The sequence below is a fragment of the Moraxella tetraodonis genome (genome assembly GCF_022359095.1).
Lineage (GTDB): Bacteria > Pseudomonadota > Gammaproteobacteria > Pseudomonadales > Moraxellaceae > Faucicola > Faucicola tetraodonis.
In genome coordinates, this window is record NZ_JACSYB010000001.1 from 1,850,810 (window position 1) to 1,870,742 (window position 19,933).

The 19,933-nt window shown below is 43.1% G+C and carries 15 protein-coding genes; 9 read left to right on the forward strand and 6 right to left on the reverse strand.

What is annotated here, in order from left to right:
• The first annotated feature begins 171 nt into the window (after nt 1-171).
• Nucleotides 172-2,652 (forward strand): endopeptidase La, encoded by a 2,481-nt coding sequence (gene lon, locus H9W84_RS08105; RefSeq protein ID WP_239742926.1) that lies wholly within the window; start codon nt 172-174, stop codon nt 2,650-2,652.
• A 103-nt stretch (nt 2,653-2,755) separates the two neighbouring features.
• Here lon and H9W84_RS08110 read toward each other — a convergent pair whose 3' ends face one another.
• Together H9W84_RS08110 and H9W84_RS08115 are read right to left on the reverse strand one after the other, a co-directional pair.
• Nucleotides 2,756-3,304, reverse strand: a complete 549-nt coding sequence (locus tag H9W84_RS08110; protein ID WP_007116475.1) for a ferritin — start codon at nt 3,302-3,304, stop codon at nt 2,756-2,758.
• Nucleotides 3,305-3,616: 312 nt separating this feature from the next.
• Nucleotides 3,617-4,903, reverse strand: coding sequence for an MFS transporter (locus tag H9W84_RS08115; protein WP_239742929.1), 1,287 nt, complete (start codon nt 4,901-4,903; stop codon nt 3,617-3,619).
• Nucleotides 4,904-5,266: 363 nt separating this feature from the next.
• Between H9W84_RS08115 and hisC the strand changes: the two genes are divergently transcribed.
• Both hisC and H9W84_RS08125 read left to right on the forward strand, forming a co-directional pair.
• A complete protein-coding gene (gene hisC, locus H9W84_RS08120; RefSeq protein ID WP_065253275.1) occupies nt 5,267-6,391 on the forward strand; it encodes a histidinol-phosphate transaminase in 1,125 nt (374 codons plus the stop codon).
• Nucleotides 6,392-6,396: 5 nt separating this feature from the next.
• Nucleotides 6,397-6,648, forward strand: coding sequence for a hypothetical protein (locus tag H9W84_RS08125; RefSeq protein ID WP_239742931.1), 252 nt, complete (start codon nt 6,397-6,399; stop codon nt 6,646-6,648).
• Nucleotides 6,649-6,650: 2 nt separating this feature from the next.
• Here the strand turns inward: H9W84_RS08125 and H9W84_RS08130 are convergent, their stop codons facing one another.
• Together H9W84_RS08130 and H9W84_RS08135 are read right to left on the reverse strand one after the other, a co-directional pair.
• Entirely contained in the window at nt 6,651-8,165 is a 1,515-nt protein-coding gene (locus H9W84_RS08130) for an anthranilate synthase component I family protein (RefSeq protein ID WP_239742933.1), read from the reverse strand.
• Between the two features lie 96 nt (nt 8,166-8,261).
• Nucleotides 8,262-9,488, reverse strand: a complete 1,227-nt coding sequence (locus H9W84_RS08135; protein ID WP_219331570.1) for a beta-ketoacyl synthase N-terminal-like domain-containing protein — start codon at nt 9,486-9,488, stop codon at nt 8,262-8,264.
• Nucleotides 9,489-9,790: 302 nt separating this feature from the next.
• On the opposite strand from H9W84_RS08135, the gene H9W84_RS08140 reads away from it, so the two are divergent.
• The 5 genes from H9W84_RS08140 (at nt 9,791) to tuf (ending at nt 16,245) form a co-directional block, all read left to right on the forward strand.
• The gene (locus H9W84_RS08140; protein WP_239742935.1) at nt 9,791-10,708 is read left to right on the forward strand and encodes an EcsC family protein; all 918 of its coding nucleotides are present in this window, start codon (nt 9,791-9,793) and stop codon (nt 10,706-10,708) included.
• 756 nt (nt 10,709-11,464) lie between these two features.
• Complete coding sequence (gene rpsL / locus H9W84_RS08145) at nt 11,465-11,839, forward strand: 30S ribosomal protein S12 (protein WP_007116468.1); 375 nt, start codon at nt 11,465-11,467, stop codon at nt 11,837-11,839.
• Between the two features lie 133 nt (nt 11,840-11,972).
• Complete coding sequence (gene rpsG, locus H9W84_RS08150) at nt 11,973-12,446, forward strand: 30S ribosomal protein S7 (RefSeq protein ID WP_007116467.1); 474 nt, start codon at nt 11,973-11,975, stop codon at nt 12,444-12,446.
• 293 nt (nt 12,447-12,739) lie between these two features.
• Nucleotides 12,740-14,866 (forward strand): elongation factor G, encoded by a 2,127-nt coding sequence (fusA, locus tag H9W84_RS08155; protein WP_201665938.1) that lies wholly within the window; start codon nt 12,740-12,742, stop codon nt 14,864-14,866.
• A 188-nt stretch (nt 14,867-15,054) separates the two neighbouring features.
• Entirely contained in the window at nt 15,055-16,245 is a 1,191-nt protein-coding gene (tuf, locus tag H9W84_RS08160) for an elongation factor Tu (protein WP_007117403.1), read from the forward strand.
• 172 nt (nt 16,246-16,417) lie between these two features.
• Here the strand turns inward: tuf and H9W84_RS08165 are convergent, their stop codons facing one another.
• On the reverse strand, nt 16,418-17,086 hold the full coding sequence (locus H9W84_RS08165; RefSeq protein ID WP_239742937.1) for a c-type cytochrome: 669 nt from the start codon (nt 17,084-17,086) through the stop codon (nt 16,418-16,420).
• Between the two features lie 492 nt (nt 17,087-17,578).
• Here H9W84_RS08165 and yihA point away from each other — a divergent pair, with 492 nt between their 5' ends.
• Nucleotides 17,579-18,280 (forward strand): ribosome biogenesis GTP-binding protein YihA/YsxC, encoded by a 702-nt coding sequence (gene yihA / locus H9W84_RS08170; RefSeq protein WP_239742939.1) that lies wholly within the window; start codon nt 17,579-17,581, stop codon nt 18,278-18,280.
• Between the two features lie 3 nt (nt 18,281-18,283).
• Here yihA and H9W84_RS08175 read toward each other — a convergent pair whose 3' ends face one another.
• Complete coding sequence (locus H9W84_RS08175; protein WP_239742941.1) at nt 18,284-19,903, reverse strand: M48 family metalloprotease; 1,620 nt, start codon at nt 19,901-19,903, stop codon at nt 18,284-18,286.
• Nucleotides 19,904-19,933: the final 30 nt, after the last annotated feature.

Consider the following 19,933-nt stretch of genomic DNA (forward strand, 5'->3'; position numbering starts at 1 on the left):
AGCACTTGTTTACCATTTTATCGCCCTTGGCTGGTCGTTTTTTCCCCCTTTGTGTGACCAGCCTTGCAATTTTTTGCATTGACGCCATTTATATTTTTAAGTCTATCAGCAAGCCATCATTTGCTCACAAATGGTCAGTTGCTTGTTGTGTTATTTAAGGGGACATAGTATATGCAAGATGATGTTTTAATGACAAATCCAGAATCATCTGAATCGCAAGAATTCACTACGCTACCATTGTTAGCTTTACGTGACGTTGTGGTGTATCCACAAATGCAAATTGCTTTATTTGTGGGTCGTACGCCTTCAGTCAAAGCAGTCGAGCTTGCGCAGAATGAATTTGACAATAAAGTATTGGTGGTGGCACAAAAAGACTCACTATCTGAAGACATTGATGCCAGTAATCTATTTGAATATGGTACGGTGTGCCGTGTGGTCAATACCATGCCACATGAAAATGACGAAAATTGCATCAAAGTGCTGATTGAAGGTCTGTACCGTGCCAAATTGGTCGATATCCAAGACAGCGATGAGGAAGAAGCGGTATTACTGGCCGATTTTGAAAAAGCGCCTATCACCGTGGATATGACGGCTAAAACGCAAAAATCGCACAAAGAAGCGTTAGTTGCTTTGTTTAGCAAATACGCAGAAAATCGCCTACGTAACTCACGCGAGTTGATTCGTGTGGCTGAGCGCATCACGCAACTTGAAGAGTTGGTATATTTCATTGCGACGCGTGTCTCACTCAATTTATCGATTAAACAAAACTTTTTGGAAGTCGATGATTTGACTGCGCATATCAAAGAGTTGTCAGACTATTTGATTCAGCAAAGTGCCGAGCACAATATCGAGCAAGAATTACAAGAAGCGGTACGTCGCCAGATGGAAAACAACCAGCGTGAGTATTTCTTAAATGAAAAAATGAAAGCGATAAAATCTGAGCTTTCTGACCTTCATGAAGAACGCGGTGAAAATTATGAAGATGATGACATTGCTGAGCTAGAAAAACGCTTAGCGGAAGCTGATTTGCCAGAAGCAGTGCGTAAAAAAGCAGAAAATGAGTTTCGTAAACTCAAAACCATGCCTGCTGCCTCTTCTGAATCATCGGTCGTACGCAACTATGTCGAGTGGATTTTAGATACGCCTTGGAACAAAACCAGCGATGTCTCAATTGACCTCAATAAAGCCCATGACGTGCTTGACACTGACCATTATGGTTTACAAGACGTGAAAGACCGCATCTTGGAGTTTTTGGCAGTGCAATCTCGCGTGGATACCTTAAAAGGTCCGATTCTCTGCTTAGTAGGTCCGCCTGGGGTGGGTAAAACTTCTTTAGGTGAATCTATTGCCCGTGCGACAGGTCGTGAGTTTATCCGTATGGCATTGGGCGGCGTGCGAGATGAAGCCGAAATTCGTGGGCACCGACGTACCTATATCGGCGCTATGCCAGGTAAAATCGTACAATCACTTTCAAAAGTGGGCGTAAAAAATCCGCTATTTTTACTCGATGAAATCGATAAAATGGCGCAAGACTTTCGTGGTGACCCTGCTTCAGCGTTGCTTGAAGTGTTAGACCCATCGCAAAATCATAGCTTTAACGATCACTACTTGGATATGGATTTAGACTTATCACAAGTGATGTTTATCTGTACCGCCAATAGTATGGATATTCCGCCTGCCCTACTTGACCGTATGGAAGTGATTCGTCTGCCAGGTTACACCGAAGATGAAAAAATCAGCATCGCGGATAAATACTTAGTACCAAAAGCGATTCAGCAAAACGGCTTAAGTGATACTGAAATTGATATCACCGATGAGGCACTCAAAGCGATCGTACAGCGTTATACCCGTGAAGCAGGTGTGCGTAACCTTGAACGTGAAATCAACAAAATCGCCCGCAAAGTGGTGAAACAAAACGTTGAATCATTAGGCAAAGACAAAGCGGAAGATAAAACCGCGGCACACAAATTAACAGTCGATAGTTCAAATGTCGCTGATTACTTGGGTGTGTACCAATTCGATTATGGTTTGGCGGAGCAAGAACCTGAAGTCGGCCGTGTCACAGGTTTGGCTTGGACACAAGTCGGTGGTGAGCTATTGACCATTGAAGCGGTTGCGGTGCAAGGTAAGGGTGAACTAAGTTTTACAGGTTCACTAGGCGATGTGATGAAAGAGTCAATTCGTGCGGCGATGACGGTAGTTCGCGCCCGTGCTGATAGCTTAGGCGTCAGCTACGATAAGCTCAAAGGCACAGATATCCACGTGCATATGCCAGAAGGTGCGACCCCCAAAGACGGTCCATCCGCCGGTATTGCGTTAACGCTTGCGTTAGCCTCTGCGATGACGGGTATTGCTATTCGCCCCGATATTGCCATGACGGGTGAGGTTACTTTGCGTGGCAAAGTGCTACGTATCGGTGGCTTGAAGGAGAAACTGCTTGCAGCGCATCGTGGCGGTATCAAACACGTGTTGATTCCAAAATCCAATGAGCGTGACTTGATTGATATTCCTGACAATGTCAAACAGGGCCTAAGCATCCAGCCAGTAGAAACGATTGATGAAGTATTTAAAGCGGCGTTGGTATCACAGCCTGTGGCATTAAAACCCAATCAATTGCCAGTCGATGCCAGTGACGTTAGTTTAAAAAGTTAATTCACAAAGCTAAGCTCACACTGAAGTAAAAACTGAAATTAAATAATAATGAAATACAAAAAAAGCTGAGATTGATTCTCAGCTTTTTTTATGCAGGCAAAAATTATTCCACCGATTTTTCACGCGGCAAATCACCTTCTTGAGAGGCTGATGCCATGTCTTTATCCAACTCATAGAAGTTTTGATTATCCGCCTTATCTTTTGATGCCAAGGCAAATTTATCACGTAGATTATTGATTAACGCTTCTTCTTCGATTTGTTCTTTGACAAACCATTGTAAAAAATTAAACGTTGCCCAATCGCGCTCTGCCATGGCTTGGTCCACAAGTGCATAGATTTTTTTTGAATTTTCTAACTCATGTTGCCAGACGTCTTCGATACAGGTTTCAAGACTGACAGGGTTGTCACGCGGTGCGGGAATCGCTTCAATTTTAGCTTCGCCACCACGCTCGTTGATATAAGCTAAAAATTTGAACATATGATTACGTTCTTCAGCCGAATGCTTGTAGAAAAAATCTGCAATACCTGGGTAATTATTCACTTCCGCCCAGCTACCTAGCGCAATATACGCCTGCGCTTGTGTGGCTTCTTCCATCATTTGCTTGTTTAGCGCTTGTTCCATTGCGTCTGAAATACGTTTATCGTTTGACATATTATTTTCCTCTGATGATTTTTTTTGTGGCTAATTTTATAAGATGGCTAATCTTGACTAGACAACGTTATCGCCTGATTGGCTATCATGGCTGGCTACCAAGATTGGCTATATAGTTGTTAAAGATAAAATAGAGCATTACCAATACTATTGCCGTTGTTTGCCGTTAATTGCATTGGTAATGACGCTCACAGTATAGATAAAAAGCTGGCAATAAACAGGATTTTTTACTCAATTTAGCTGAAAGATACACAAGCCTTTAACATAAAAATACGAGGTAAAACGCGCAAGGTTACCGCAAATTTTTACTTGCTATTCAATCGCTTTGTTTTGTGTTGCCAACCAACTAAACACACAATTAAGTACCATTAAAATCGTTAAAAACCCCATCGATAGTGTCCAAGTATGACTCAAGTCTTTAAGCCACCCTGTCACAATCGGACCGGTTATCGCGATACTATAACCCACTGTTTGTGCCATCCCCGACAGTTCAGCGGCTTGTTGACTATCCTTTGATTTTAAGGTAAAAATCATCATACATAAGGTGAAAATCACCCCACATCCAAAGCCTGATGCAATACTCCAAACCCATACCCAGCCTTGCAGGGGCAAAAACCCAAAGCCAAACACACCCACCAAGTTTCCCACTGCGGCAAGCAACGCTAACGTGCGTAAATTCCACTGACTAGAGACCCATTTGGTCAATAGTAAAATCGAAGGAAAAGCGACCAATTGAAACACCATGCCCACATTGCCGGCTTGCGCTTTGCTCAGCCCTTTATCAATGAGTAACGACGGTAAAAAACTGGCGAGCGTATAATAAAGTAGTGATTGCAAACCCATAAACGCACTAATCCACCACGCCATCGGGATTTTCCAGACTGATTTTCGGCTTGGTTGTGCTGCTTCGGCAACCGCTTGATTAATGACTTGAGCATCATGGGTGCTAATTTTTTGCCGTAACCGCAAATGAGCGACCATTAGCCAAGCCGCTACCGCTGCCACGGATACCCAGCCCCATACACCCAGTGCAAATTGCCAATTGGACAAGCTGACAAGCCACATCGCAATGCCTGACGCAAAGCCAGCAAATACCGACAAAAACATCGAATAGCTTCCCATCACCAGCCCAATGTGATTGGGAGTGTATTTTTTGATGACGGCAGGGATTAATACATTGCCGAGTGAAATCGCCAACGATAGCAGCACCGTGCCCGCTAGCAAAAACCCTAATTGCGGATGCGCCACTCGCACAAAAATACCGATGGCAAGCAAACTGGTTGCCAAAATCATGGTGTTTTCTAAGCCAATCCGCCGTGACAGCATAGGCGCAACAAACGAACTCGATGCAAATGCCATGACAGGAATCGTACCAATCAAACCAATGGTTTTGGTCGTTAACCCCAAATCCTGCTGAACCAGTTTTGCTACCGCACCAAACCCAATAATGGGCGCGCGCATATTGATAGCGAGGAGTAAAATGGCAATGACTACCGTGATAATTAATGCCTTGGTCGGGGCAGTCGCTACCGAAATCTGAGACGCGTTAGCAGCAGGGTGAATATTCGACTCGCTCGATTGCGACGCTGAGAATTTCATACATCTTCCAAAATTTTAACTAGGTAATCTATTAGCACGGGTGATTTAGTAAGCTTATTTTCATGGGCTTAATTTAACGGGCTTGATTTAAAAGGTTATCTTTTAACACATTCGTCAAGCCAGCGCACGGTTTATTCACATAACGGCTAAAAATTCACTGTCTATCAGCCTTGCTCAACCGTTAGCCCAAATTTTATAATATCAGTGGACTACGATGGATAAATTTTCAACCAATTTATGCTACTATGTATTGTTTGTGCCAGCCTTTGGCGCATTGGTTTGGTAACTTAATTTGGTAAATTGACTTAGCAAATTGACTGGCCACATTGATTTAACACATTGATTATCTTGTAAGGATTTGTCATGGTGGATACGCTTACTTCAAACGCAGATGCAACGCCCGAAATCAACACTCGACTATGGAGCACTTTGATTCGCAACCTAACGCCCTATACACCGGGTGAACAGCCCAAGCATGACAATTTGTGTAAGCTTAATACCAATGAAAACCCTTTTCCACCTTCCCCCAAAGTCGCTGAAGCCATCGCACAAGTTTTGCTCAATCAAGCCGATCATTTAAAGCGTTACCCTGCCCCAGAATCCGATGAACTACGTGCGGTGATGGCACAAGTTTATGATGTAGCCCCCAATCAAATTTTTGTCGGTAATGGCTCTGATGAAGTTTTGGCGCATATTTTTGCTTGTTTTTTTGTCAAAGACCGTTCGGTATTAACCCCTGATATTGGTTATAGTTTTTATCCTGTGTATGCCGATACTTTCCATGTGAACTTGGTGACCATTGCGCTCAAAGCCGATTTTAGCATTGATGTCGATGACTATCGCCGCCCGTGTAGTGGCATTATTATTGCCAATCCCAATGCACCAACGGGCGTGCTTTTGCCGCTAGCGGATATTGAAAAACTTCTACAAGAACATCGCAATGCGGTCATTGTGATTGATGAAGCGTATATTGATTTTGCAGACACAGCCAATGCCTCTGCGGTCAGTTTGATTAACAAATATGATAACTTAGTGGTAACCCAAACCTTTTCAAAGTCTCGCTCATTAGCAGGGCTGCGTGTCGGCATGGCGTTTGCCAATCACTCACTCATTGAAGCGTTAAATCGGTATAAAAATAGTTTTAACAGCTATCCCCTAGACCGTCTTGCCCAAGCAGGCGCAGTTGCTAGCTTGCAAGATAACGACTATTTTGTTGCCTGCAACCAAAAAGTCATCGCACTACGCCATGATGTCACTCAAGCTTTGACCCAATTAGGCTTTACTGTCTTGCCTTCACAAGCCAATTTTTTGTTTGCCAAACCACCTGCTTCAATGGGGGAAACCATACAGGTATTTGAAAAATTGCGGGCGCAAGGGGTGATTGTTCGTCATTTTAACAAGCCAAAAATTAGCGATTATTTGCGTATTACCATCGGCACGGCAGAACAAAATCAGCGCTTACTAGATACCTTAACAAATTTGGTTTGACCGTCATGAGTGACCCTATTATGCAGTTTTTTATCAAATGCCAAAATATCGAAACAGGCGAGGTGGTGACTTATCGCTTCGCGCATCAATCTGCATTATTGGCATTTAGCCCGCAATTGGGTCGCAAAAAATTGGCGATTGTGGATACCCATATCGCCTTTTATGATATTGACCTAGTGTTTAATCTATTTGAGGGCGAAAGCGTGCCCATCAGTGCAGCTGAACTCAATACCGCACTTGATGGCAGGTTGTTGTAACTTTACTGGTGCAATATTTTTAGTAAATTTCCTACTTTATCAAAACATTCTTGGTATTCTGCATCACAGTCTGACGCAATCGTGATGCCGCCGCCTGCCCACAGACTGACATTACTATCTGAAGCTTGTAGCGTACGAATCAGCACATTCCATTGCCCTGTGCCATCAAAATTGAGATACCCCATGGTACCACAGTAAGCCCCGCGCGGCTTAGCTTCCAATTCATTGATGATTTCTACGGCGCGCTTTTTGGGTGTACCCGTGATTGAGCCCGCGGGCAGACTTTCAAACAATACCGTCCAAGGGCTAATGTCATCTTTGAGGGTGGCGGTAATGGTGCTCACCATATGGTGCACATTGCTAAAACTTTCGATATCAAACAGTTTTGGGACTTTTACCGTCCCAGTCTTGGCATATTTGCCCAAATCATTGCGCAGCAAATCGACAATCATGACATTTTCGGCGATGTCTTTTTCGCTGCTAGCAAGTTCATTTTTATTGGCTTGGTCAGCAGCTACGTTTTGTCCGCGTGGGCGCGTGCCTTTTATCGGTTTGGTAATGATGCAATTTTCGCCTTGCGCGTTTTTTGCAAAGGTAAAAAACAACTCTGGCGAGCAGCTTAGTAACTCGTAATTGCCGAGTGCTAGATATCCTGCAAACGGCGCCTGGGTGGACTGATGCAAGCTTGGCAAATAATCGACCAACTGCTGATTGGATAACTCACCTTGCCAGCACTGGGTTAAATTAATCTGGTAACAGTCCCCTGCTGTTAGGTAGTCTTGGATTTTGTTAAAAGCTTGGTGGTACGCAGATTTTTGCCATAAAGGTAACAAGCTAAGCGGCTTTGGTGTAGGAAGCTTGACGTCACTGACTAAATCATTTAGCCAGTTTTCGATGGTGGCGGCTTGCGCCATGGCTTCCTCAGTGGTTGTATGTAAATGCCACTTCTGGTGCTGATAGGTCAAATAAATATCGTAATGTCCCAAAAATAGCTGCGGCTGATTGGGCGTTAAGTAACTAGATTCTACGTGATGTGCCCTTGTTTGCATGTGGTTTGCATTTGCTACACGGTTTGCATTTGCTAAATGATACGCTGATAAATCGTAGCTAATAAATCCCATCAAGCCATCTTGGTAGCCCACATTAGCCGTATGTTGGCTAGCAGACTGTTTAAGTGATAGCTGTTGATAAGCCTCAAGCGCAGCAGTTAATTCGCTAATATCAACACCCTTAGCTGCCCTATTAGCGGTAGTATTAGTCGCAGTATCAGCCCTAGTATTAATCACGATATCATAGTACCCAAAATCATCGAATGGGCAATTTTGACGTTGCTTTTGGGTAAGCTGATTTTGAGAATGTATTTCAAAAATTGTTTTTGGCAATAAACCGATGACATTTTGACCCTCGTTATTGAGCCAAATCGGATAGATTGCATGATTATTGGTCGTATTAAACTGCTGTAACAGGGTGATGAGTTGAGAGGGCGCAAGATGTTGTAAACTTGGCATTGGGTACATGCTTTACCTTTATGATTATATTTAGCGTCAAAAAAGCGATAACAATCGGGTAACTGTCATCGCCTATTTTTATCAATTATGATCGTCCATCAGTATTTATTCAACAAACTTTTTGATGATTAAACTTGCATTGGTACCACCAAAGCCAAAGCTATTGGTCATTATAGTGTTTAAATTGACTTGACGCGTTTCACGGACGATATCAAAATCTGTGGCTTTCTCATCCAAGGTTTCAATATTGATATTGGGCGCAATAAAGCCTTGATTGAGCATCAATAAACAATAAATCAATTCTTGCACCCCTACCGCACCCAAGCTATGACCTGTCATTGATTTGGTCGAGCTAATCGGTGGCAACTCACTTCCAAACACTTGGCGAATCGCTTCAAGCTCAGTGATATCCCCAATGGGGGTACTAGTGCCATGAGTATTGATATAGTCAACGGAGTTTAAGCCTGCTTGTTTAAGCGCTTGTTTCATACAGTTGACCGCACCTACCCCACTGGGTGCCACCATATCCGCCCCATCAGAGCTTGCGCCATAGCCAACAATCTCTGCCAAAATAGTCGCGCCGCGTTGTTTCGCAGAGTCTAGGCTCTCAATCACCACCATGCCACCACCGCCGGCAATCACAAAGCCGTCTCGATCTGCATCGTAAGGGCGACTGGCGAGTTGCGGCTTGTCATTATATTGTGTGCTCATCGCACCCATACCATCAAACATACAAGATTGTGTCCAGTCTTCTTGCTCGCCGCCCCCTGCAATCACGATGTCTTGCTTACCCAATTGAATCAGCTCCATGGCATGACCCACACAATGCGTTGAGGTCGCGCAAGCTGATGCAATAGAGTAGCTAACCCCGCCAATCTTTAATCCCGTTGCAACACTGGCTGATACCGTACTTGCCATGGTTTTTGGCACTGCCATGGCGCCGACACCGCGCAAGCCTTTTTCGCGCATTGCATCAACCGCTGCCGCCACATCGGCACTCGATGCCCCACCCGAACCTGCTACCACGCCGATATTAGTGTTATGAGCAATATCTGTTAATGACAATCCTGCTTGCTCGATTGCTTGTAGCGCACTTAGATAGGCGTATAAACTGGCTTTTGACAGAAAGCGTTTAAGTTTGCGATCGATATGCGAGGTATCTAGGTTATCGTCATCAATACTACCTGAGATACAGGCTTTAAAGCCTTTTTCTTGATAAATGGGATTAAATACCAACCCCGATTTGCCTTGCTGTAGCGACTCGCTGACTGTGGCTAAGTCATTACCAATACATGAGATAAGTCCTGCCCCTGTGATTACAACGCGCTGCATATACCATTCCTTTTGGTTTAATCAATTGATGATAAATATCATGCTATTGTACCCCTCTCGATTTCACCTGCCTAGTTTTTCCCCAAAAATGTTACAAAATATTTCTTAGACCACGACTATGGTTAGTTATGTTGTCTTAATCCAATATAGCTACACGCACAACATTCAACTAAATCGACAAAAGATATCATTGTGTAACGTCTCTTTACGCATTAAAGTTGAAAAGTGCGGTCACTTTCTTTACGCTGTTTTACTACGACAGTATTTCCCAATAAAAAAGCATAATATTAAGGATAACTCTCATGTCAGCCTCCACTTCTATTAGCCGCCGTGTCTTTGAAGCGCTAGGTCATAAATTAGCACAACTGAGCGCAAAAGATACGATACAAAACAAACCATTAGCGGATATTGATTTTGATAGCCTTCAACAAGCGTTATCAAATGATAAAAATGCGTTTCATGAGCATATTCCCAAACTATCAAAAAAACTACTTGGTAAAACCCCATTTGGCAGCTATAGCAAAATGGCAACCTCACTAATCCCCAAGGCGATTTTTGATAAAGCAACGGATGCGGTTTTTTCCCAAGTCGGTAAACTGTCGCAAAATTGGGCGAATTTTGATTTGGCGCGTGATGGGCGTTTTAAAGACACTTTGGTTGCTAGTGAGCGACAAGCCCTAGCCCGCAGTATTGGCGATCAAAACCGTGTTTTAGCTACCTTGGGTGGACTTAGTAATTTGGCGGGTTTGCCCGGTATTTTGGTAGATACAATGTGGTTGTTGGCGGTGTGTTTGCGGACGATTTTCCAAATCAGTGCAATCTATGACCGTCCGTTGACGGGACAACAAGGTATCGCCATCGCTTATGAAATTTTAGCTAAAGTGGATCTCAATAAATTGCAAGAAAAGCAAACTTTGCTGGCAGGCTTGGGTATATTTGAAGCGATGACCGACCAGTCGATTGAAGAGTATAGAACGGCAGTACTTGCCGAAGAAGACAGCCAATCAGCGATGGGCATATTAACCAAACTAGAAGAACTATCGACGCAGTTTAATATTAACATTGAGCAGTTTAATTTCGGTTTTTTACATAAAGTCATTCCACTCACTGCGGTTGGTTTGGGTACGGCTTACAACAATATTATTATCAATGAAGTGATTGAAATTGCGATGTCGGTATTTGCCCCCGCGCCAAAGTTGACCCATATGACTGAAGAATAATTTTGCGCTCATATAACAAGGTAAAAGCTAGCTGTCTGGCTTTTGCCTTTTTTATTAGTTTTAGCTAGTGCTTATTAATTTAAGGCTAGTTACGATAAAGTTCGTTACTTTAAGTCATGTTACACAAACTTTTACACAACCCGTCAGCAACGTCACATTTTTAGTTATCAATATCAACGTTATTCACCAAACCTAAAAAGACTAACCCGCTTAAATTTGGCAAAATAGCTTTAACAACGGATGACAAGCTTAATAACCAATAACGATGATAACCCCAATAAATAAAAATAAAATGTCAGTACATCACGTTGTTAATTTAAAAAAATTATAAAAAAAATAAGAAATTTAAAATTACAATTATTTAAAATCACCATCATTAAATTGAATTTTTTGGAATCATTGAATAACAACAATAAATAATAACTGAGCTAGAACCGATGCGTTGACTTTTAACCGATAAGTTTCTTAAGGTTTTCAAAGTTAACGCATTGGTTCTTTTAGTTTTAGTCTTTTTTATTTTAATCTGTTGTGATGTAATTCACAGTGGGCTTGAACCCAGTATGCTTGATAAACACAATGTTTGATGATTTGCCTTCCCCTACTTTTCTTCAAATTTTGCTAATAATCATCATCTACATTATCTAGGTGATTTTTTAGTTGATAAAACCAACAAAAATCTCTATAATACGCTGTCCTAAAAATAGCTTATTAGCGGTTTTTAGAGATTTTTTGACAACAAACGGGAGAGAGTGCCTTATGGCAACTACAAATCAATTAATTCGTAAAGGTCGCAATACCATTACTGAAAAATCAAAAGTGCCAGCTTTAAAAGCTTGCCCACAACGCCGTGGCGTGTGTACCCGTGTATACACTACCACACCAAAAAAACCAAACTCAGCGATGCGTAAAGTATGCCGTGTGCGTTTGACGTCAGGTTTTGAAGTATCAAGCTACATCGGTGGTGAAGGTCACAACCTACAAGAGCACAGTGTTGTACTTATCCGTGGTGGTCGTGTAAAAGACTTACCAGGTGTTCGTTACCATACCGTTCGTGGCGCACTTGACTGTGCAGGCGTAAAAGATCGTAAACAAGGCCGCTCAAAATACGGCGCAAAACGTCCTAAAGCATAATTTTAGCCGTTTTTAACCCCATTTTTTAACATTGTTTGCATAGTTGATTATAGTTTTACAACACTATGCAGTAAGGCTGGTGAAAAGCAACCGCTTAGCTACCAGACTACCCTGAATACACAAGGAAATTATCATGCCTAGACGTCGTGTCATCGCTGCCCGTGAAATCCTACCAGATCCTAAATTTGGTAGCAAAACACTTGCTAAATTCATCAACCATGTAATGGTTGACGGTAAAAAATCAGTTGCAGAATCAATCGTATACGGTGCATTAGACCGTGTTGTAGAAAAAAACTCGGGCGTTGATCCTGTCCAGTTTTTTGAAGATACGTTAGAAAGAGTTCGCCCAATGGTGGAAGTAAAAGCTCGCCGTGTGGGTGGTGCTACCTACCAAGTTCCTATGGAAGTACGTCCCTCCCGTCGTACTGCATTAGCAATGCGTTGGTTAGTTGATGCGGCTGCAAAACGTTCTGAAAAATCTATGGCTTTACGTTTAGCAGGTGAATTGCTAGACGCGGCTGATGGCAAAGGTAATGCACTGAAAAAACGTGACGAAGTTCACCGTATGGCTGACGCAAATAAAGCGTTCTCACACTATCGTTTCTAATTGATACTGATTGCTATCACCTAGGTAGCAATTAGCTTATAATAGATAGATGATATTGGGCGACTTGAAGTTTGCAAATTTAGCCCAATATTGCATATTGAAAAAGAAGCTTGTCATGCATTTGTCATGGCAAGCTCTTATCATACAGCACTTATGTCAAGAGTAAGGCTTTCTTTTATCTAGTTGGTTGTCGATCTTTCAATCAAACGTTAAAACTAATTATTATTCATGTTAAGACATAACTGTTTATTGATAATGGAATAATTTTAATCTTTAGTCCTTAGGAATTAACTATGGCACGTACAACACCCTTGAATCGCTACCGTAATATCGGTATCTCTGCACATATTGATGCGGGTAAAACGACAACAACTGAACGTATTTTGTTTTATACAGGTAAAAACCATAAGCTAGGTGAAGTGCATGAAGGTGCTGCAACCATGGACTGGATGGAACAAGAGCAAGAGCGTGGTATTACTATTACCTCAGCGGCAACGACTTGTTTCTGGTCTGGTATGGGTCATCAATTCCCAGAGCATCGCATTAACATCATTGACACCCCCGGTCACGTTGACTTCACTATTGAAGTAGAACGTTCAATGCGTGTACTTGACGGTGCCTGTATGGTTTACTGTGCAGTTGGTGGTGTACAGCCTCAGTCAGAAACAGTATGGCGTCAAGCAAACAAATATAAAGTACCACGTCTTGCGTTCGTAAACAAAATGGACCGCACAGGGGCAAATTTCTTCCGCGTTGTTGACCAAGTAAAACAACGTCTTGGTGGTAACCCAGTACCTGTGGTTGTGCCAATCGGTGCAGAAGATACCTTTGAAGGGGTTGTTGACCTTCTAGAGATGAAAGCCATCATTTGGGATGTGGCTTCTCAAGGTATGAAATTTGAATATGCAGAAATTCCTGCTGACTTGGTTGATACCGTCGATGAATGGCGCAACAACATGGTTGAGGCAGCTGCTGAATCTTCAGAAGAGTTGATGGATAAATACCTAGAAGAAGGTGATTTATCACGTGAAGATATCGTAGCAGGTTTACGTGCACGTACCTTAGCGGGCGAAATTCAACCAATGCTTTGTGGTACTGCGTTTAAAAACAAAGGCGTACAACGTATGCTTGACGCGGTTATCGAATTCTTACCAGCACCAAATGACGTTGATGCGATCAAAGGTGTGTTAGATGACAAAGCTGAAACTGAAGCAACTCGTGAATCATCGGATGATGCACCATTTGCTGGTCTTGCGTTCAAAATTATGAATGACAAATACGTGGGTAACTTAACTTTCGTCCGTGTATATTCAGGTGTTGCTAAACAAGGTGATTCTGTTTATAACCCAGTGAAAATGAAACGTGAACGTATTGGCCGTATCGTTGAGATGCACGCTAACTCACAAAAAGAAGTGGATGAAGTTCGCGCAGGTGACATCGTTGCATTTGTAGGTCTAAAAGATGTAACCACAGGTGATACCCTATGTGACGAAAACAATATCATTACGCTTGAGCGCATGGAATTCCCAGATCCTGTTATTTCATTGGCAGTGGAACCAAAAACCAAAGCTGACCAAGAAAAAATGTCAATCGCGCTTAACCGTTTGGCAAAAGAAGACCCTTCATTCCGTGTTCACACCGATGAAGAATCTGGTCAGACTATCATCAGCGGTATGGGTGAGCTTCACTTAGAAATTCTTGTTGACCGTATGAAACGTGAGTTTAGCGTTGAAGCCAACGTGGGTGCACCACAAGTCGCTTACCGTGAAACGATTCGTAACACCGTTGAGCAAGAAGGCAAATTCGTACGCCAAACTGGTGGTCGTGGTAAATTCGGTCATGTATGGTTACGTCTTGAGCCACTTGACACAGCTGATGGCAAAGAATATGAATTTGCTGAAGAAGTTGTTGGTGGCGTGGTACCAAAAGAGTACTTTGGTGCGGTAGACAAAGGTATTCAAGAACGTATGAAAAATGGTGTTCTTGCAGGTTACCCAGTCGTTGGTATTAAAGCGACACTGTATGACGGTTCATACCATGACGTTGACTCAGATGAGCTGTCGTTCAAAATGGCAGGTTCAATGGCATTCCGTAAAGGCTTTATGAATGCAAACCCTGTTCTACTTGAGCCAGTCATGAAAGTAGAAGTTGAAACACCTGAAGACTACATGGGTGATATCATGGGTGACTTAAACCGTCGCCGCGGTATGGTGCAAGGTATGGATGATATGTTTGGCGGCGTTAAACAAATCCGTGCTGAAGTGCCACTAGCCGAGATGTTTGGTTATGCAACCCAATTACGTTCAATGTCTCAAGGTCGTGCAACCTACTCAATGGAGTTTGCAAAATACGCTGAGACACCACGCAACGTTGCTGATGAAATCATCAAAAAATTCACTCATAAAGATGATGACGAATAAATTTGATGGGCAATTTGATTGTTAAAACCAGTCAAATTCTTCTATCCTATTCGACACTGAAAAAAATTATAAGTTAGCTAATTTGACCTGTTAAATTTAATGGGTCAAATTTTCATAACCTATAAGCGTTGATAATAAAGTAAATGACCTAAGACATTGGGTTAATATTAACAAAAGAGGATTAAATTATGGCAAAGGCCAAGTTTGAACGTACTAAACCACACGTTAACGTAGGCACCATTGGACACGTTGACCATGGTAAAACGACCCTAACAGCTGCGATTGCAACCGTAGCAGCAAAACACAACGGTGGTGAAGCCAAAGACTACGCGTCAATTGACTCAGCCCCTGAAGAAAAAGCCCGTGGTATCACCATCAACACCTCACACATTGAATATGACACCCAAGCACGTCACTACGCACACGTAGACTGTCCTGGCCATGCTGACTATGTTAAAAACATGATCACCGGTGCAGCACAGATGGACGGCGCTATCCTAGTTGTATCAGCCACTGACGGCCCAATGCCACAAACCCGTGAACACATCCTACTATCACGCCAAGTAGGTGTACCATACATCATGGTATTCATGAACAAATGTGACATGGTTGATGACGAAGAACTACTAGAACTCGTAGAAATGGAAGTACGTGAACTACTATCAAGCTACGACTTCCCTGGCGATGACACCCCGATCATCAAAGGTTCTGCCCTAGAAGCCCTAAACGGCGGCGAAGGCAAATACGGTGAACCAGCCGTACTAGAACTACTTGACACCCTAGACAGCTACATCCCAGAACCAGAACGTGCGATTGACAAACCATTCTTGATGCCAATCGAAGACGTATTCTCAATCTCTGGTCGTGGTACAGTGGTAACTGGTCGTGTAGAATCAGGCGTCATCAAAGTTGGTGAAGAAATTGAAATCGTTGGTATCAAACCAACCGCAAAAACCACCTGTACTGGCGTTGAAATGTTCCGTAAACTGCTAGACGAAGGTCGTGCAGGCGAGAACTGTGGTGTACTACTACGTGGTACCAAACGTGAAGACGTACAACGTGGTCAAGTATTGGCTAAACCAGGTTCAATCAAACCACACACCAAATTTGACGCAGAAGTATACGTACTATCAAAAGAAGAAGGTGGTCGTCACACCCCATTCTTAAATGGTTACCGTCCACAATTCTACTTCCGTACTACTGACGTAACTGGCGCAATCCAATTACCAGAAGGTACAGAGATGGTAATGCCTGGCGATAACGTTGAAATGAACGTAGAGCTAATCCACCCAATCGCAATGGACCAAGGCTTACGCTTTGCAATCCGTGAAGGTGGCCGTACTGTAGGTGCGGGTGTTGTTGCTAAAGTTAACGACTAATCGTTAGTAAGCATACAAAAGAGTCACTTCGGTGGCTCTTTTTTTATGCCTAAGCTTTTGTTAACAGGTTAATTTGCCACCAAAATTTACTATTGGTTAATATTGGTTTAGGTGGTTTTAGACAATAAAAAAGCCAAGCGCTAAGCTTGGCTAAATGATATACCGCTAAATACTAGTGTAGACCGCTGATATAGTCAGACAATACTTTAATGTCATTGTCTGATAACTTTGATGCCACGATTTGCATCATGCCTTTATCGCCTTTTTTAGCGGCATCATTCATACGCGTTTGTGAGGGGTCGGTCACCTCGTCTTCACGGCCTGCCGCACGGAATAGTTTTAATTGGGTTGCGATATAAGCTGAATGTTGACCCCCAATACGTGGGAAAGCGGCTAAATCGTTGCCATTGGCTTTACCACCGTGACAGCCTGCACAAGGAATCACACCGCGTTTGCTATTACCACCATAATACAATTTTTGCGCTGTTGCTGCGTAAGCAGGATTGGCATAACCTACCCCCCAACGTGGTTGGCTTGCATAATAACCTGCCACATTCGCCATGTCTTGGTCATTTAATTTTGCCACTTGCGCTGACATGATAGGGTTGACACGCGCGCCTGATTTGAATTCGGTTAGCTGTTTGTAGAGATACTTAACATTTTGTCCGCCAAGGTTAGGCTGTGCAGGAACAGTGCTAACGCCATTGACGCCATGACAAGCACCACAAACTGATTCAGCCATAACCTTACCTTTGGCAATGTCATATTTTGGTACGGTAACAGCTGCAGAACCGCTTACGCTGGCAATTAAAAGGCTTGCGGCAGTGAGTATTTTTTTCATCGGTAACAATTCCTACTAAAGCGTGTTGGTTATGACTCACAATGAGCTAGCGACAAAGGCATTACTTACAATATCAAAGCAACACCCAGTTATCATCATACATATTTATTGCTTTAACACGGGTGAATGTATCTACTAAGTTACAATATTATAGCAAGACAACCATGCGCTTGTCTGCAAAATTTGTAGGCTACCCCACTAATAATGAACACTAATCATGTGGCTAATACGACATTTAAGTTAGCTAAATGATTTTAAAACACCGAGGGTTTTGTCGATTACAGGGATGGCGATGATTAAAACCATAATCGAATAATTGATATGGCTGATTATTATGCCATAACTCAATAATCATGTAAAAGTCATTTGCACGTTGGCAAGCGGGTTCCACTACAAAAAATATCTCACAAAACAGCAGTAGCAAGTGCTCAAAATTTTGGGTTATGGGTATTTGCTGATACAATAGCGCTTTAACATTAAGATTATGTGCTGATGATGGATTCTACTAACACCCTTGCGCCAACTGCGATTACTGACGATAGTGATGCAGCAAAACGCTGGTTGCATCAAACCCAATTTATGCTGTCTGCCCCTACCTTTAAATTGTGTCCTGCCGATACGGGTCGCGAAGTTGCTTTCGCTGGCCGCTCAAATGCTGGTAAGTCCTCTTGCATTAATGCGTTGACCCAACAGCGCCAGTTAGCCCGTTCGTCCAAAACCCCAGGTCGCACCCAAATGATTAACTTTTTTAATATGGGCAATTTGGATCAGCGTTTAGTGGATTTGCCAGGGTATGGTTATGCTGCCGTGCCCGAGTCGATGAAAAAAGAATGGCAGTCAGAGCTGGAAAAATACCTAATTTCGCGTAAAAGCCTCGCCGGTTTAGTGCTGCTCACAGACATTCGCCATCCACTAAAATTCTTTGATGAACAAATGCTACACTGGGCAAAAGATGGTGAGCTTGAGGTTCATGTGCTATTAACCAAAGCAGATAAGCTCAAATACGGCGCTGCCAAAAACACGCTGCAGCAAACCCGCAATCAGCTTAATAAATTAAAATTGCCGTTTAGTATTCAATTATTTTCCGCCCAAGATAGAATTGGTCTCGAAGAACTGTCACTTAAACTTGCCAGTTGGTTAGCGTTACCCGAGCAGGATGAGCCAACGGATAATGAACCTACGTTAGCCTTCTAATGGTTAAGATGGTTTAAATTGATTGGCGTCTTGTACTTGGTTGATTTGCTGATTCAGCAGTGCTAGCAAAGATTGGTTACTAGGTAGCTGCTTTGCTAACGATTTGGCTTGGGTCAGTGATGTCACCGCATCTTTTAGCTCATTGCGCCATAACTCGCCATACGCGCGATAGCGTAACGTATTGATGCGATGAATCAGTTTTTCATTGCCGCTACCATGTTTTGCGAGTAGTTGACTGGCTTGTTGCAATCGATCCCACACCATGACGTCACGGGGATTTTGCTTGGATAAGGGTTGAAGCAGCGCTAATACTTTTTGACCACTCTCTGCAGTAGGTCGATATTTTAAATAAATGTCACTTAGATAGCGTGGCACATCTGTGCGCTCAGGATACACAGAGGCGAGTTGCTGCAATTTAGCGATTGCCACATCGACATTGCCTTGCTGCGCAGCTAACTGACTAAATGTCACGACTGCCAGCGGATTGGCGAGCGTGTTGATGTCCTTGTCAAAATCCTGCATTAAGCTTTGTGCCGCTTTGGGTTGTCCGTTATCGAGATAATAATTAATCAGCGCAAGCTTGGCACCTTCACTCGTTTTTGCCCCTTGTTCCAAATCGGCTTTGTTGACTAGATAGCCATAGTAGCGAGCACGCCACTGGATTTGTTCAAACAGTTGCGCGCGCTGCTGTTGAATAGATTGATAACGGTTTGACGCCATATTAGCCTGGCTATCACGCTTATAAGTTGCGACTCGCGCCCTTGCTTCACTAATTCTATCTGCGGTGAGCGGATGGCTTAAAATAAAACTGGGAATTAAGGTGTTACTTTTGACAGGGTTTTGTTGGTCTAGGGTGGCAAAGAAACTGGGCATGGCATTGACATCATAGCCCGCTTGGTTCATGATTTGCATGCCAATACGGTCAGCTTCTCGCTCTTGCCCACGGCTATAGGAGGCAGCAGCGTTGGCTGACATCGCCTGAGAGCCTAGCATGACAGCAGCGGCGGCATCACCATCTCCGACTTTGGATGCTGCGACGCCCGCCAAAAGACCGCCTGCCTGCATCAGTAGCTGTTTGGTTTTTTCATCATTGCGATGTTGATAATGGCGCTGGCTAACATGGGCAATCTCATGCGCGACGACGCTCACTATTTCATCGAGACTTTTTGCTTTATCCAACAAACCGACATTGATGCCGATAAGCCCAGACGGTACTGCAAAGGCATTGATTTGCTTGTCATTGATAATCACCAATCCCATAGGTGCGTTGAGACCTGCCACCGCATTGATTTGCCACACAATTTGTTCAAGCGATTGCTGCAACCAAGGGTCTTGTATCAGCGCCGCATTACCGTTGATTTGTCGAAGTGCCCACTCACCGACTTGACGATTTTGCTCGGTATCGATGAGCGCTTGCCCATTGTCCATAGAGGCTAATTGGCTATTCACCTTGGTAGGCTCAGCACTTGCAATCATGACTGGATTAAAAGCAGGCGCACTTTGATAGGAGAAGTTATCTAACGCAAAAACCGCTGTTGATAGGGTACTTAATATAGCTACTATGAGCGTTTTTCTTAATAAATAACTAGCAGATAAATAACTAGCAAGTGGATTGATGGGCATGCGCGACCTTTGACAGCGAATTTGCTTAGA